The following is a 14,886-nucleotide window of genomic DNA, read 5'->3' as shown; positions in this document are numbered from 1 at the left end:
TGATGGTCTAGAATAAAGTATGAATCACTTTATTACGCCCCTGTTGCTTAGCAAGGTATAAATTTTGGTCCGCCGTTCGGATAAAGTCACTTAATGATTGGCCTGGTAAAAAGCGACCTATGCCAATGCTTATGGTTAGCTGTAAGCGTAAATCATGTTGATGAAATAGGGTGTTCTCGATGAAAGAGCGAAGACTTTCCGCTGTACTATAGACGTCTTGTTCGTACCATTCTGTAAGGATGATAATAAACTCTTCCCCTCCTAGGCGGTACACATTTTCTTCGTTCGCATATATTTGCAAATTATCCGCCATTTCTCTGAGTATTTGATTGCCAATATCGTGTCCGAATTTATCGTTAATGGCTTTAAAATGATCAATATCAATAAGCAGCATGAAGGCTTTTATATTGTGTTGGTCAATGTGCTCAAATGCAGCATCCAGAGCAAATCTGTTTTTGAGTCCTGTAAGAGAGTCTTCTAAGGCCATATTACGCAGCCGGAGATTGTCTTTTTGGTGCTGTGACTCGTATACATAGCATAGACACCAAACGCAAAAATGGGCGAGAGTGTAATTGATCATGGCTCGATAGGGTAGAAAGCCCTCGTTCGTGGTTTTCGTATAAATAATATATAAGACGGGAAATACTAGCAGGAGGGATAAAATGAGTCCGCCACGAGAGCCAAACATCATGAAATAGACGAACGGTAACAAAATGCTCCAATAAAGAGAGCCTGCGCGAATATCGCCTTGCAGCGGGGTGAGTAAAACCAGAACAGTAATCATCCCCACGAGGGTGTAATGCTGCCATTTTTTATCTTGGTTTTTGAGTGCTTGGATAAAGAAAAACAAGCTAAAGCTGACGATAATCAGCTCAAGAGAGGCTAATACATAGAATTTCAAGTAAACCAGGTTCCACAGGCTATAGAAAAAAGTGATGACACAGATGAAAAGGCTCAAGCCTTTGTGAACGGCGAACGGTAAATTCGGGGCCTGTTGGTTGTGGTGTTTATTCAGATGCATTTCTCTAACTACTCAACTGGTTTTGGAGAGGTGTTTAAATAATATGATTTTTGCATCTCTTGCGCGCATCCTTCGATAAAGAGACCATTATTTTGAGCGTTTATTGTTAACGTATTTATTTTAATAGCAAGTCATTATTTATTGGGTGGAAACTTGTCGCGGCTTGAATGAGAGAGTGAGCCGTTAAAGTCTCGACACCAAATACATCGACCTGGGTACCATGTTTATCACGTAACCATCGTGCCAATAAATCAAAATCGCCATCGCCTGAGGCGAGGATTAATTGATCGCTTATGGGGCCAAACTCCATGGCGTCGATGGTAATGCCAACGTCCCAATCGCCTTTTGCTGAGCCATCCATGCGCTGGATGTAGGGTTTGAGCTTTATTTCAAAGCCAATGGCACGCAAAATATTTTGGAATTGGCGCTGCTTTTCATCTCCTCTATCGGTTGCATAGGCAATGGCCTTGACGACGGTTTTATCAGCCGTTACTCGTTTCCAGAAGGCGTTGTAATCGAAGTTAGCACCATATACTTGGCGTGTAGTGTAGTAAATGTTTTGCACATCCACCAGAATAGTGACACGTTTCATTTAAAGCCTATTTGTATACTCAAGACTTTAAATTGTACTCGATAATCCATAGAAAAGGCATTGTTCTGGTGTATTCCGTTATTAGGAAAATAATAGTTAAGAAAACGATAGTTAAGAGAAACCGTGGAGAACCTAAGAGACGATTATGAGCGGATTTGAACCAAACTTTAATGTGCCACGTTTTCCGAATGATGAGGAAAGTAAGAAGCATGCCACGATTGCCTATATTTTTATGTTACTTGGTTTATTTACTGGCGTGTTTTGGTTGGTAGGGGCCATCTGGGCCATGGTTAAGCGAGAAGATGCTCGAGATACGTTTTATGAGGATCATTATCGAAACATTATCAGTACTTTCTGGTGGGGGATAGTGATGACTCTGCTCGGGGTCTTTTTAGTTTTTTTCTTTATCGGCTATCTTGTTCTATTGTTTACTTGGATTTGGTCTGTTTATCGCATCATTGCAGGAACTGCTCGGATTCTTTCCAATCAGCCTTATACGCGATAAAAACTGTTGTGGTTTTCTGTCATGGCGTGGTAGCAGATTGGACTGTCATGGATAGTTTTGCGCCATCGTAGAGTTGTTTGTTCTGACTTAATAACATGATCTCTTTTAAGGAAATGGCTTTGCTGGGCGCCATCACAAAGGTTAATGTATCAGGATGACGCCAAAAGGCTAATAGCTGATGCACAATGCGTTGTGATGTATGGCTTCCCGTTTTGGCCAGCCCCAGTTCGTCTATTGTCTTATCTAATGTAGCGGTGATATTCGCCTGGTCTCTATTTTTCTGAGGCAGCAGGTGATGCATAAGCCCTGTATCGCGAAATCGAATGCTTATTTTATCAAAGGCAATGCTGTCGCCATAGATAATGGGCATGGCGCTCATTTGCCTTAAGGCCATGGAGGCAAGCAAATCCGAGCGGAATTCTTGTAGTGATAGTGTGTTGGTCAATAGGTCTAATCGGCTCATCCAATGTAATGTACCAACCTGTTCAATGCTTAGGGTCAATTTTGAAGTTAACTGTTTGCCTATTTTATTTGAGGTGAATAACCCGGATCCCTTTAATTTGTTAATGCCCAATTTGCTTAATAATCGTCGTGAATCGCGTGCTAATGGCTTATTAGAATCAAATTGAAAGCTAACCTGTAAATCAGGGTAGATGAGTGGTAGCCATTTTAATGAGATGCTTCGAAAGGCAAGCCATGGGTAGTACTCATTACCGAGTGTGACGGATTCTAAGGTGGGAGTGAGGGTAAAAGGTGAGAACGAGATGGCTTTATAGTGGACGAAAGCACGTAGCCCGGCGTGTTCTAATCGCTCATCGATGATTTTTTTACTGTAATAGGTCCCCAACTCTTTTGCGGCTAAGAAAACGACCAGAAGACAGCACAGGATACTGAATGCTACCCGCTGCATTTTTCTTGATAACAGCCAAGAAGGGGAAAGTCCCATGGAGCGCTCCTTTTTAGTTATTATGTAGCGCTAAACGTAAAATATGCTGAGGGCCTGCTGCACCGCCAGTATAATGTTGACCATTATCTTGGTACCCCGCTTTTCGATAACAGTGATAAGCGGCAAGATTTTTTTCGTTAACCGTGAGACAAATATGAGAGTAATCACGGTAATGTGTTTGAGCAAAACGATGAATGGCCTCCATGCTTTGGTAACCGATCCCTCGACCTTGAAAAGCATGACCAATTAACAATGAGCGTAGCCCTAACTCATGGTGTTCGGCAAAGTCATATTGACTCGCGTAATCGAGATCGAATAGAAAAAAACCGACGACACTATCGGGGTGTGAGTTGAGGCAAATCACACAAGCTTGTTCTGTGTTTTTGAGGTGCTTTAAGGTTGCATCGACCGAATTAACAAATAAGGATTGCTCTTCAGCAATAGTCAGAGCAAGAGCGTAGGGCTGCGTGGTGGCGTCCAAGTGCTTGATTATCATAAATGTTAGCCTATTTTTTGTTAAGGTGTCTTCTGCAAACTGTGATCTTATAAGAATTCACGTACCATAGACAGATTTGAGTTGATTGAATATTAGGAGCGTATTATCTCTTCATTGATTCCCACACAAAATGACTTGTGGTTTTTGCCGTTAGGTGGAACGGGCGAAATCGGAATGAACATGAATCTCTATGGTCACAACGGACAGTGGCTCATGGTGGATTGTGGTGTCTCATTTAACGAGCCACTCAAAAACGACGATTTACATACCGCCGAAGTCGTGTGTGCCGACCCACGTTTTATTACTCAGCAAAAAGAACGCTTAGCTGGCATTGTCATTACTCATGCCCATGAGGATCATGTGGGGGCGTTACCTTTTTTGTGGAAACGCTTTAAATGTCCCGTTTATACCACGGCGTTTACAGCGGAAGTGTTACACCGAAAGCTGCAACAGGTTGGGCTTGCCGGTCAAGTACCAGTCATTGTCGTTAAGGAAAATGAGTCGAAGCAAATTGGTGGTTTTCATGTCACTTGGCTTGCCTTGACCCATTCTGTTCCAGAGCCATTTGCTGTCACCATCCATACGTCCGCTGGGAAAGTATTTCATACGGGGGATTGGAAAATCGATAATCAGCCAATCATCGGCAATGGCTTTTCGCCACAACGCTTTCAAGCATTGGCTAACGATAATGTGTTGGCGATGGTGTGCGATTCTACTAATGCGTTACGGAGTGGACATTCGGAGTCAGAAACCGCCTGTTATGAAGCCTTGTTAGCAACGATCGCACCAGAGAAAGGACGTGTTGTCGTCGGGTGTTTTAGTAGTAATGTGGCGAGGCTAGTATCCCTTGGACGAGTCGCAAAAGAAACAGGGCGTTATATGGCTTTGATTGGCCGTTCGCTTATCAATATGGTCGGGGCGGCCAAAGCAACAGGGTATTGGCCCGATGATTTACCGTTGATTGATGCATCGCATTTGGGCTATTTGCCAAAGGAAGAAGTGTTGGCTGTTGTGACAGGGAGCCAAGGTGAGCCAAGAGCGACTCTGAATCGACTTGCTGCGGACTCCTGCTTTGATCTGACAATTGAGGCGGATGATTTGGTGATTTTCAGCGCCATGATGATTCCAGGTAATGAAAAAGCCATCATGGGCTTAGTAGCACAATTTAAAGGGCGAAACATCCGCACGCTTCAACAGCAGGACACGGATTTACCGATCCATGTCAGCGGGCATCCTTGTCGCGATGAGCTGGCGCAATTGTATGGCTTAGTACGCCCCAAATTCGCGGTTCCAGTTCATGGGGAGCCTGAGCATTTACGAGCGAATGCCGAAGTGGCAAAACTGAGCCAAGTCACCAGTCAGCTTGTTGGACAAAATGGCGACTTATATCAGTTTGCTCCGCAGGTTTGCATTCGCCGTCAATTAGTGAAAACAGGGCGTATTGCTCTTGCTCGATAGCCTTGATTAGGGGCTGGCGTCAAGAATAGGAGCCAGTATAGTTTTAGCCGCTCTGCCTGGAATTTCTTTCGCGAGTCTTGGCACTAAATAGCCGGGCAATTCTGCTGCGACCTTGCCCATTAGTCGTTGGGCGTCTTCGATAGGTATATCAAAATGGGCAGCTCCTTCTACCGGGTCCAAGGTGAACATGTAATAAGGCATAATGCCCGCTTTAAATACGGCTTCACTTAGATTGACTTGTGTTTCTACTGTATCGTTTACGCCTTTGAGTAATACCCCTTGATTAAGCAAGGTGACGCCAGCTTGCTTGAGTTGCTGGGCGGCACGCATGACCTGTTCATCTACTTCATTAGCATGATTAATATGCCAGACCATGACGATTTCTAAACGGCTTGCGTTGATCCAATTGAGCATGTCTTGGCAGACGCGCTGTGGAATCACTACTGGTAAGCGAGAGTGAATGCGTAAACGTTTGATTTGTGGAAGTGCTTCGAGTTTACGAACTTTATCCGCTAAGAGGGCGTCTTTCATCATCAAAGGATCACCACCGCTCAATATTACCTCGTTAATGTCGGGGTGCGCTGTTAAATAGTCGATTACCGAGTCCCATTCTGTTTGTGCTAGTTGGTTGTCTGCATAAGGGAAATGACGACGAAAGCAGTAACGACAGTTCACTGCACAGCTGCCTGTCGTAATGACCAATAAGCGCCGTTTGTATTTATGCACAATCGCCTTTTGTGGGTTGTGACCGGCTTCCTCTAACGGGTCTTTGCTATAGCCTGCTACCGTTAACATTTCATGGGTGCTGGGCAAAACCTGGATTAACAGTGGATCGGCAGGATTCGCGTATTCAATACGTGATAAGTAAGGGCGAGGGACGAAAAGCTTGAACGCTTGGTGTGCTTCTCTTCCTTGCTCGATCATGTTCTGGGGGAGGCCAAGCCGCTGAATAAGCTCCGGAAGGTGGGTAAGTGCCTGGGAAAGGTGCTCTGACCAAGTAACATCGTTATCAGTTTGAATCGGTATCACGTCAAATATCTGCAAAATTGGGTTAATTTGGGTTATGATTGCTGCCAACTTGTTGGCCAGTTGGGCCAGCGGCTCTTTGATTTCTGCGCAAACGTCTTTTTACTTGTCTAAAACAGGTTACTTGCAAAAAAGGAAAGTAAAAATGTTTGCTCAGAGTATCAGGCTGACATGATACGTTAGTTGGAGCCTTTTCTCTAAAAAATACACGGTGAGGATGTATGGCTAATATTTCTACCAGCGAAATGCGCGGCGGCACAAAAGTAATGGTTGATGGTGACCCCTGTGCTGTATTGGATAATGAACATGTCAAACCCGGTAAAGGTCAGGCGTTTAACCGTCTTAAATTGCGTAACCTGAAATCAGGTCGTGTTTGGGAACGCACATTTAAATCTGGTGATACCTTAGAGTCTGCTGATGTGATGGATACGGAGATGGAGTATTTATACACAGATGGTGAGTTCTGGCACTTTATGGACATTGATGGTTCGTTTGAGCAACATGCGGCGGATGAAACGGCGGTAGGTGAAACGAAAAAATGGCTTAAAGAGCAAGAAAAGTATGTGGTCACTCTATACAACGGAACACCACTTGCGGTTGCGCCACCTAATTTCATTGAGTTGGAAGTCACTGAGACGGATCCAGGGGTAAAAGGCGATACTGCCAATGGCGGTTCAAAACCTGCCTTTTTGTCTACTGGTGCCATGGTTCGTGTGCCACTGTTTATTAATATTGGTGAAGTGCTGCGTGTCGATACGCGGACAGGTGAGTACGTTTCTCGAGCAACGGGTAAGTAATACCTATGTTTGATTGATGTCGTAACGACAAATCTTTACGAAGAAAAAGCCTTTAGTATGTCAATGCTAAAGGCTTTTTTTTGCAATAACACAATAATGTGATTTTACCTTTTTTAGGCGAATATTTGTAACAGATATGTAACATCTATCAGTCGTTTATAATCGGTGATGTAAAACTATTAAAATTCTTAAGAAAAGTGAATTTTTGTTTTTAATTCTTGTGAATTTTCATATCACAAAAATTATATAAAATATTTTAAGAATAAAATTTTTATATAATATATTGTATTTATTGATTTTTTTATGAAATTAAGTATGTTCTTGTTTGTTTTTTAGACATTTTTAAGAGAGTAATTAAGTACTTTTTCTTTACTTCTATCTTCCTTTGTTAGGTGCATAAATTGTTCAAATAGAAGTTTATAGTGTTGTCCTTCATTGAAAGCTTTGTGTTCGTACTAAGGAAGAAAATCATGAAAAAAACAATTTTAGCGTTGGCAATAACATCCGCTACTTTGACGACGGCTGCGCACGCGGCAACTGTCTACAATGCTGATGGTTCTAAACTAGATGTTTATGGTCGAGTCGAAGCTGACATGACCCACGCGGGCAATGGTACGGCTGGAAATGCAACAGATGCGAATGCGCAAGGTAATCTAACAACCAAAGCTCGTATCGGTATTAAAGGCGAAACCAATGTAACTGATAACTTTGGTATTTTTGCCAAAGGTGAGTGGCAGGTAGCTGGTCAAAACAGTGATGGCAATAAATTCTCAACTCGTAAAGCTTATTTCGGCCTTGATTTCAAGAAAAACGGTACGGTAACTGTAGGTCAACAAAATACAGTGGTTTACACCAGCCTTGTTCAAACCGTCGATATTTTTGATCAATGGGGTATGGAAGCGCAAGATGGTATCTATGGTGAAAACCGTCAAGCGAGCCAAGTAGTCTATGCCAACTCTTTTGGTAATTTTGATGTACAAGCGGGTTACCAATTCCGCAATAGCGATGGTAAAGACATTGGCAGTATCAACAAAGGTACGGTTCAAGATAATGCCTATTCCGCTGCCGTTGTTTATCATACCGATATGGGGTTGAATCTACGTGCAGCCTATGCCCTTCAAAACTTTGGCCCTGCGAGCAATGGTGCTACTTATGCACTTGATCCATCTACAGGTAAGATTAAGGCAACTCCAGCCGCGACTGGAAATTCGGATGGTAAAATCAACACTTACGGTGTAGGTGCGGATTATACCTTGAATAACTTGTACTTAGCGTTTGTCTACCTAGGCTCTAAAACCGATAACGGTGCAGCAACGAACAGTGACACTAAGCTTAACTCATACGATCTTGTGGGTGCTTACACAATCGACCAATACCGTCTATATACTGGTTACGGTTTCCAAAAGAAAGATCAGGACGGAAAAACTTCGCTTGATACCGTTAAATCTTACAAGCTAGGTGTTGAGTACAACTTTACTTCTAATGCCCTTGCTTGGGTAGAATACCGTCATAACGATGGCACATCTGATATAGCTAATGGCTACGCAAGCAACGAAGTAGCCTTGAGTGGTCAGTATAATTTCTAAAGTTAATCTATATTTGCTTTAGTTGATTTTACAATCCCTTATAGATGATGCTTAAAGCAAGAGACGAGATGATATTCATCTCGTCTCTTTTTTTTGCTTTAGATTTTTGCTCGTTTGGTGTTTATTTATTGGAGAGTGCCTTGTCCACTGACAAAGGGCCTGCACCACTGATAAATAAAGACACACAGATCACGATAAGCGTCAGTGCGTATTCATAACCGCCGTTTTGGATGAACAAGCCGTGAGAAATATGCACGGTGAAGATGGCCACCAGCATGGTAAAAGCGATAAAGACGGTCGCAGGACGTACCAGCAAGCCAATCAGCAGAGCTAAACCACCGAAGAACTCAGCACTACCTGCTAACGCCGCCATTAACTCACCTGGATGTAGGCCGAGAGAGCTCATATATTGGCCTGTTCCCGCCAAACCATAGCCACCAAACATGCCGAACAGTTTTTGGGAGCCATGTCCCATTAAGACTAAGCCAACTGGAATACGAAGAATCGTGCTAGAAAGGCCCGCTGTTGTCGTAGTGATTTTAGACAGTAAAGTTGAAGACATAAAAATAATCCTTTTTGTGTTTGAATTGATGCGACTATACCCAGATGAAGTGCATTTAAATAACGGAGATTTTTAATCAAGTAGATCAAAAAAATTGAATATCCTGATGCAAGTGTTCCTAGCTCATCCATAAGTAGCTATCTATAGACGACAAAAAGTCAGAAGTTTCACAATTATTAGAATAAATGTTAATGGACTATGGAGGATGATCACGAACAAGCTAACGGCTTTTTAGCGGAAAAACTGTTGAGATGTATTAACTCGTTGTGCATTTGGACCATTTTCGTAAACTATAAAGCAAAATAAGTGCATTATACCCTTATAACTCTCCCAGCCTCTCGGAGGAGTTAGCCCCATAGTAAGTATTTATTCCCTCCCTTGGTCATATGGAGGAGCTAACGATAGGGTGTATTTCCTCCCCTTATTCAGGGGGAGGGTTTTAAGATCGTTGTACCTATTGCGTGTACTGGGGTTAGGTTTGCTCTGACTTTGATTGTAATATGTAGAGATAGTCCAAAATAATTGAATATCGATATAATGATATTCGTTTTGCTTATAAACTGTTGTTAGTTAAAGTTTTAGGAGAGTAATGACGATGAATTTAGATGCTATGCGTCACAGTATTGATAACATTGATAATGCCTTGGTCGCCATGTTGGCTGAGCGTTTTAAAATCACCGATGCGGTGGGCCATTATAAGGCTAAGAATCAATTACCAGCAAAGGATGAGGCGCGTGAAGCTCAGCAGTACGAACGCATTGCTGAGCTAGCAGAACAGTACGCACTGGACCCCAACTTTGCTAAACAATTTTTAGAAGTGATCATGAAACAGTCTGTGGAGAATCATTTAAAAATCGCAGAGCAATATAAAAAGTAAGATCTGTGGTGGATTTGTATGACGAAACGAAAACCCCTCCCTAACCCTCCCCTTAAATAAGGGGAGGGAACTAATGGTTTTCTTCTTTAAAGTTTAACGATTAACTTGCCTTTATTTTGACCGTTGAACAATAGATTGATGCCGCTTGTTGCACTTTCTAACCCTTCTAGGACATGGCTACGGTATTTTAGCTCGCCTTTTGCCAGCATTTCTCCCAATGCCTGACTGTATTCAGGAATACGGTGGAAGTGATCTGGCATGGTGAAGCCTTGGATGGTCAATCGGCGTTTGATAATCCCCATCCAATTCGGACCAGGGGCCGGATGATTGCTTTGATAATCGGCAATCATGCCACATACAGCAATACGACCATGGGCATTCATATGGTTGAAGATTGGCTCTTGTGCCACGCCACCCGTATTTTCAAAAAATAGATCAATTCCTTTAGAGGCGGCTACATCTAGCTTTTCGGCAAAATCAGCATCGTGATAATTCAAGCTATGGTCAAATCCGAGTTCGTTCACAATCCACTGGCATTTTTCTTCGCTACCAGCCACTCCTATCACGGTCAGTCCTTTGTTTTTGGCCATTTGTCCTACCAAAGAACCGACAGACCCTGCCGCAGCGGTTACGATGAGGGTTTGGCCTGATGTTGGTTTGAGTACTTCGAATAACCCGTGGTAGGCGGTAATCCCCGGCAGGGCTATCACGCTTAATACTGCCTCAGCAGGCAAGTCTTTGGGGATAATGTTTAATCCTTGGCCGTCGCTAAGAGCGTATTCAGTTAAGCCCATTAAGCCCATCACACGCGAGCCTACAGGAAGTTTTTCGTTGTGTGATTCGACCACTTCGCCAATACCGCTGGCGCGCATAACATCCCCTAGTTTAACGGGAGGGATATAGCTCTTTTCATCAGCGCTCATCCAGCCTCGCATGGCTGGATCGAGAGACAGGTGAGTTAATTTAACCACTACTTCGCCGTTGCCTGCCTTTGGTATCTCTTGGGTGGTTAATTCAAACACATCATCACTGATGGTTGTCTCTGGGCGTTTGACTAATTTGATTGAGTGATAGGTCATACTGAGTTCCTTGTAAATAGGGACGATGGGGTAATTCGACTTGATGTTAGTCTATTGATTTCACCGTTCGTTTAAGTCGTGGATAGACTTTTGCACGACGACTGCGCTTGCCAATACTTTGTTAAAAACAGACTTAAAATGCTCATTTATAGCGATAAACTCCGCTTTCTCGTCTGTTTTTGCCGCGTCTTGGCGTCGCTCGTGACATCGTGCAAAGGTCTCATGGAATATATGGTAAGGCCTTTTATGTGAATAAAAAGCCTTGATGAGTGAATGAATTAAGGAGACAGTCTTAGGCGTTTTTTACTGAATGTTTAAGTTTTTCGATGGTATTTGGTGTCAGACTGAGCTCGGCAATCATTTGTCCGAAATCATCGGGGTCGCGCTTAATGGTAAAGCCAAGGTGCTTACAAAATGTCAACATACGTTTGTTTTCAGCTAGCACAATGCCTTTCATAAGGTGAATGTCTTTGTCAGCGGCGACTAAGATAAGTTGTTTCATTAAGTAAGAGGCGAGGCCCAGCCCTTGATAGTCGTCGCCGAGGACAACGGCAAACTCACAACTGTGATCGTCAAAATTATCAATATAGCGGGACGTGCCGATCAATGTGTCTTGACCATCGACAGTATGCACCGCCATAAAGGCCATTTCTCTGTCATAATCAATGTGTGACATGCTCGCAAGCATTCTGGGTGTGAGCTCTTCTATATTTGAGATAAAACGCAGGTAACGGGTTTGTTTCGACATGCTCTTCACAAATTGAGCAATCATTGGTGCATCTTCAGGACGCACGGGTCGTACGGTGACATTGAAATTATTTCGCAAGGTCAACTGTTGTACCCACTGGCGAGGGTAGGGTTGGATCGCCAGATGTTCATAGCGGCGTAGATGATGACAAGAGGTGAGTGTGGCAAAGGCTTCCCCATTGAGTTGGCCGTGTTTATTGACGTATAGCTTGCTGAGTTGCAGTGTCTGACATTCTGGTAATTCGCAGGCTAAACTGGAAACATTTAATAAGAAGCGTTCAATGTGTGGATGGATTTGTTTCTTGTTGTCTGAGGTGAAAGAGTGTTGCGATGGTAATGGGAGTAGTTGCGTTAATAAGTCTCGTACCAATAGTGTATTGAGAGGTGGTAAGCCAACCACTTCACTTTTTTGCGGGGCGCCTTGTTCAGATCCGCCAAGGGCCACGCCTATGGCCGTGCCAAAAATAGGATCTTGGAAAATACGCACATGCAAGGCGGCATGAATGACGCTGTCGTTGCGTGAAAAAGAGACCATTTCCAGGTGGAAGAGAGACAGAATTGCTTTTAACTCATCCCCTTCCAGTCGTGTTTTGTTGGCGGCCACATGATCTTGTAGCCGTTGTCTGGCTTGTTCGACATTGAATGTCTCATCCGCAGCATTACTGTCTGGGGATTGTTTGGCAAGGCGTTGATTACGTTGAAATTGTTCTAAAAATTGGAAGCCCTCGAGCGCCGTTTCGGGGGTCCGAAAAGTGGGGATGCCCGCTTCGTTGATACGAGTGCGCATGGTGACCATTTCGCCGCCCCCCAGTAAACATACCATCACTAATTTTTTGTGTTGTCGATGTAGCTCAATCACTTGCTCGTAGAACGAAGAGAGATCGATTAGGGCGGTGGGGCTGAGCATGAGCAACACCGCGCAACATTGTTCATCCTCCAGTGCGGTACGTGCCATATCAACAAAAACATCGCTGGCGCAACTGGCCCAAACCGTACTGACGGGGCCGACATGACCACGACCAGAAACAATGTTTTCTAGTTTATGTCGTAGGTTTTCTTGGGGGGCTAACAGAGCAACATTCAGCTCCGATGCCCGTTGTGATGCCAGTTCACCTGGTCCTGCACCATTACCTATAATCATCAACGAGCCTTCTTTGATGCGTCGAGCATTGGTCATGACGGAGGCGGCACCGATTAGGTCATTCAGCCGACGACCACGAACCGCGCCGGTACGGTTAAGCGCCGCATCTAAAACTCGAGGATCGGCACCAAGGTTATGTTCGGTAACAACGGCGACGGGTTTACTGCGACTGGCTGCTCGTAAACTGCTAAGAAAGCGAGTAGGTTTCCCGACGCTTTGTAGATACATCAAGATGGCTTGGCTTTCAAAATCGTTGGACAGGTAATCGAGGATTTGTGATGGCATGACGTCAACAGGGGCCCCCATGGAGACCACTTGCGAAAAGCCGATGCCTTGCCAGGTCGACCAATCCACCAAGGCACTTGCGACCGTACCAGATTGAGACATTAGGGCCAGCCGACCCGGGATGGGTTGAGTTAAGCCAAGCCAGGCGAATAAGCCTTGTTTAGGGCGACAGAGACCAAAGCTGTTAGGACCTAATAGTCGTACCTTATGCTGACGCAAACAATCTCGTAACACGGTGTCACTCGTTCCTGTCCAAGACAGCATTAATAGGGTGTGAATGCTCATTTTGGCACAAGCGGCAACGATGTCTTCAATGGGCTCGTTTGTGGTGCCAGCATGAATGGCAAGATCATAGGTTTTATTCAGCTCATTCAAGGTGAGCTTTAGCTCAAACAGCTTCCCTTCAGGGGCGTCGGGAGCGACGCCAACCAAGCAAGTGTCTGGGCGTTTGTTCGCAGAGGCTAAGGCTTTTAGTAGGGCCAATAAAATCGGGTCGCGTGGATCTTCCCCTGTCAACACGACCACAGAACGAGGGGCAAGAAGCGATTGTAGGGCGTGATGTGGCAAGGAAACCTCCAAATTAGCTTTATTTAGCAACCGTAAAGCCTGCAAGAGTAGGCGGCATTACTGTAACGGTATTATTATAAACTTTATGACACAATAGACCTTTGTAGCATAGTCTACTGACTATAAATTATGCTTTGATCTATGCAGTGCTTTGATCTATATAGCGTTTTGATCTTACACATTAATGCGATCATTTAAAAAATAATAAAAAGTGAACCTTGCTGATAATGATGTGACTATCGTTGTACAGTGTTCTCTAAAACATGGAAGAGATATGACCACCGCTTACCTGACTCACTATCATTGTGATAAACACCATATGGGTGATGAGCACCCAGAATCGCCGATGCGTTTAGCCGCGATTCAAGACCGTCTCATTGCCGGACAATTGTTGGATTTTTTGCGTTTGGTTGAGGCAAAGCCTGCAACGCTCGAACAGATCATCGCCGCCCATGATATGGACTATGTGAATGCGATTTTTGCCAAAGCACCGAAAAAAGGCTCTGTGGAATTAGAGCCAGAAACCTTGATGATGCCCCATACCCTAGAAGCGGCAACGCATGCTGCTGGGGCCTTGGTTCAAGCGGTGGACTTGGTGATGAGTGGCGAAATGAATAATGCGTTTTGCTCCGTTCGACCACCAGGGCATCATGCTGAACATGACCGTGCCATGGGTTTTTGCTTTTTCAATAACATCGCGGTTGGGGCAAAGCATGCCTTGGATAAACACGCCTTAAGTCGCGTTGCTATTGTCGACTTTGATGTTCACCATGGTAATGGTACAGAACAGATTTTTTCGGGTGACAATCGAGTGCTCTATGCCTCGAGCTATCAGCATCCGTTTTATCCTTACAGCGACCCAGGAGATTCTCACGATAATATTCTGCATATGCCGTTAGAGGCGGGTTCGACAGGAGAGGTATTTCGTCAAGTTTATACCGAGCGACTCTTTCCGGCATTAGAAGCGTTTCAACCAGAACTCATTATGATCTCGGCAGGGTTTGATGCGCATAAAGCGGATCCGATGGGTCAGCTTCGTCTGGATGACAGTGATTATACTTGGGTGACGGATCAGCTTATGTCGGTAGCTGACCGCCATTGCCAAGGACGTATCGTTTCGGTGCTGGAGGGTGGCTATAACTTAGACGCACTGGGCCGTGCAGCTTATTGCCATATTCGCAGTTTAATGGGGATGTAGAGG

At 44.2% G+C, this 14,886-nt stretch carries 14 protein-coding genes; 6 read left to right on the top strand and 8 right to left on the bottom strand.

The genetic code is table 11. The annotated features are described in order from the left end of the window. Positions 1 to 7: 7 nt before the first annotated feature. Together AC0VYG_RS19370 and AC0VYG_RS19365 are read right to left on the bottom strand one after the other, a co-directional pair. Positions 8 to 1,021: a GGDEF domain-containing protein gene (locus AC0VYG_RS19370; RefSeq protein ID WP_475429538.1), complete on the bottom strand. Its 1,014-nt coding sequence runs from the start codon at positions 1,019 to 1,021 to the stop codon at positions 8 to 10. A gap of 115 nt (positions 1,022 to 1,136) precedes the next feature. Beyond that, positions 1,137 to 1,613 carry an NYN domain-containing protein gene (locus AC0VYG_RS19365; protein WP_475429537.1) on the bottom strand — a complete coding sequence of 159 codons (477 nt, stop codon included), beginning with the start codon at positions 1,611 to 1,613 and terminating at the stop codon, positions 1,137 to 1,139. 145 nt (positions 1,614 to 1,758) lie between these two features. On the opposite strand from AC0VYG_RS19365, the gene AC0VYG_RS19360 reads away from it, so the two are divergent. After that, positions 1,759 to 2,118, top strand: coding sequence for a DUF4870 family protein (locus AC0VYG_RS19360; protein WP_475429536.1), 360 nt, complete (start codon positions 1,759 to 1,761; stop codon positions 2,116 to 2,118). Positions 2,119 to 2,137: 19 nt separating this feature from the next. Here AC0VYG_RS19360 and AC0VYG_RS19355 read toward each other — a convergent pair whose 3' ends face one another. Next, positions 2,138 to 3,064, bottom strand: coding sequence for a hypothetical protein (locus AC0VYG_RS19355; RefSeq protein WP_475429535.1), 927 nt, complete (start codon positions 3,062 to 3,064; stop codon positions 2,138 to 2,140). 13 nt (positions 3,065 to 3,077) lie between these two features. Continuing rightward, entirely contained in the window at positions 3,078 to 3,560 is a 483-nt protein-coding gene (locus tag AC0VYG_RS19350) for a GNAT family N-acetyltransferase (RefSeq protein ID WP_475429534.1), read from the bottom strand. 174 nt (positions 3,561 to 3,734) lie between these two features. Here AC0VYG_RS19350 and AC0VYG_RS19345 point away from each other — a divergent pair, with 174 nt between their 5' ends. Further along, entirely contained in the window at positions 3,735 to 5,018 is a 1,284-nt protein-coding gene (locus AC0VYG_RS19345; RefSeq protein ID WP_475429533.1) for a ribonuclease J, read from the top strand. Between the two features lie 6 nt (positions 5,019 to 5,024). On the opposite strand, the gene epmB is transcribed toward AC0VYG_RS19345, so the two are convergent. After that, positions 5,025 to 6,095 (bottom strand): EF-P beta-lysylation protein EpmB, encoded by a 1,071-nt coding sequence (gene epmB / locus AC0VYG_RS19340; protein WP_475429532.1) that lies wholly within the window; start codon positions 6,093 to 6,095, stop codon positions 5,025 to 5,027. 170 nt (positions 6,096 to 6,265) lie between these two features. Here epmB and efp point away from each other — a divergent pair, with 170 nt between their 5' ends. After that, positions 6,266 to 6,841 (top strand): elongation factor P, encoded by a 576-nt coding sequence (gene efp / locus AC0VYG_RS19335; RefSeq protein ID WP_067013152.1) that lies wholly within the window; start codon positions 6,266 to 6,268, stop codon positions 6,839 to 6,841. Between the two features lie 470 nt (positions 6,842 to 7,311). Continuing rightward, entirely contained in the window at positions 7,312 to 8,427 is a 1,116-nt protein-coding gene (locus tag AC0VYG_RS19330; RefSeq protein WP_475429531.1) for a porin, read from the top strand. Positions 8,428 to 8,548: 121 nt separating this feature from the next. Here AC0VYG_RS19330 and AC0VYG_RS19325 read toward each other — a convergent pair whose 3' ends face one another. After that, positions 8,549 to 8,989: a DoxX family protein gene (locus tag AC0VYG_RS19325; protein WP_475429530.1), complete on the bottom strand. Its 441-nt coding sequence runs from the start codon at positions 8,987 to 8,989 to the stop codon at positions 8,549 to 8,551. Between the two features lie 589 nt (positions 8,990 to 9,578). On the opposite strand from AC0VYG_RS19325, the gene AC0VYG_RS19320 reads away from it, so the two are divergent. Continuing rightward, the gene (locus AC0VYG_RS19320) at positions 9,579 to 9,866 is read left to right on the top strand and encodes a chorismate mutase (protein ID WP_475429529.1); all 288 of its coding nucleotides are present in this window, start codon (positions 9,579 to 9,581) and stop codon (positions 9,864 to 9,866) included. Between the two features lie 86 nt (positions 9,867 to 9,952). On the opposite strand, the gene AC0VYG_RS19315 is transcribed toward AC0VYG_RS19320, so the two are convergent. Both AC0VYG_RS19315 and AC0VYG_RS19310 read right to left on the bottom strand, forming a co-directional pair. Next, positions 9,953 to 10,945, bottom strand: a complete 993-nt coding sequence (locus tag AC0VYG_RS19315; RefSeq protein WP_475429528.1) for an NADP-dependent oxidoreductase — start codon at positions 10,943 to 10,945, stop codon at positions 9,953 to 9,955. A gap of 292 nt (positions 10,946 to 11,237) precedes the next feature. Next, entirely contained in the window at positions 11,238 to 13,685 is a 2,448-nt protein-coding gene (locus tag AC0VYG_RS19310; protein WP_475429527.1) for a bifunctional acetate--CoA ligase family protein/GNAT family N-acetyltransferase, read from the bottom strand. Between the two features lie 274 nt (positions 13,686 to 13,959). On the opposite strand from AC0VYG_RS19310, the gene AC0VYG_RS19305 reads away from it, so the two are divergent. Continuing rightward, a complete protein-coding gene (locus AC0VYG_RS19305; RefSeq protein WP_475429526.1) occupies positions 13,960 to 14,883 on the top strand; it encodes a histone deacetylase family protein in 924 nt (307 codons plus the stop codon). Positions 14,884 to 14,886: the final 3 nt, after the last annotated feature.

It is taken from the genome of Marinomonas sp. 63XJN7_7_ISO-PGPR-S23-202 (assembly GCF_056173505.1).
This window is presented reverse-complemented; position numbering and strand designations above follow the sequence as displayed.

What these genes read in the sequence shown, in the direction of transcription:
- AC0VYG_RS19370 (WP_475429538.1), bottom strand. Translation starts at nt 1,021, where the DNA reads ATGCATCTGAATAAACACCACAACCAACAGGCCCCGAATTTACCGTTC.
- AC0VYG_RS19365 (WP_475429537.1), bottom strand. Translation starts at nt 1,613, where the DNA reads ATGAAACGTGTCACTATTCTGGTGGATGTGCAAAACATTTACTACACT.
- AC0VYG_RS19360 (WP_475429536.1), top strand. Translation starts at nt 1,759, where the DNA reads ATGAGCGGATTTGAACCAAACTTTAATGTGCCACGTTTTCCGAATGAT.
- AC0VYG_RS19355 (WP_475429535.1), bottom strand. Translation starts at nt 3,064, where the DNA reads ATGGGACTTTCCCCTTCTTGGCTGTTATCAAGAAAAATGCAGCGGGTA.
- AC0VYG_RS19350 (WP_475429534.1), bottom strand. Translation starts at nt 3,560, where the DNA reads ATGATAATCAAGCACTTGGACGCCACCACGCAGCCCTACGCTCTTGCT.
- AC0VYG_RS19345 (WP_475429533.1), top strand. Translation starts at nt 3,735, where the DNA reads ATGAACATGAATCTCTATGGTCACAACGGACAGTGGCTCATGGTGGAT.
- efp (WP_067013152.1), top strand. Translation starts at nt 6,266, where the DNA reads ATGGCTAATATTTCTACCAGCGAAATGCGCGGCGGCACAAAAGTAATG.
- AC0VYG_RS19330 (WP_475429531.1), top strand. Translation starts at nt 7,312, where the DNA reads ATGAAAAAAACAATTTTAGCGTTGGCAATAACATCCGCTACTTTGACG.
- AC0VYG_RS19325 (WP_475429530.1), bottom strand. Translation starts at nt 8,989, where the DNA reads ATGTCTTCAACTTTACTGTCTAAAATCACTACGACAACAGCGGGCCTT.
- AC0VYG_RS19320 (WP_475429529.1), top strand. Translation starts at nt 9,579, where the DNA reads ATGACGATGAATTTAGATGCTATGCGTCACAGTATTGATAACATTGAT.
- AC0VYG_RS19315 (WP_475429528.1), bottom strand. Translation starts at nt 10,945, where the DNA reads ATGACCTATCACTCAATCAAATTAGTCAAACGCCCAGAGACAACCATC.
- AC0VYG_RS19305 (WP_475429526.1), top strand. Translation starts at nt 13,960, where the DNA reads ATGACCACCGCTTACCTGACTCACTATCATTGTGATAAACACCATATG.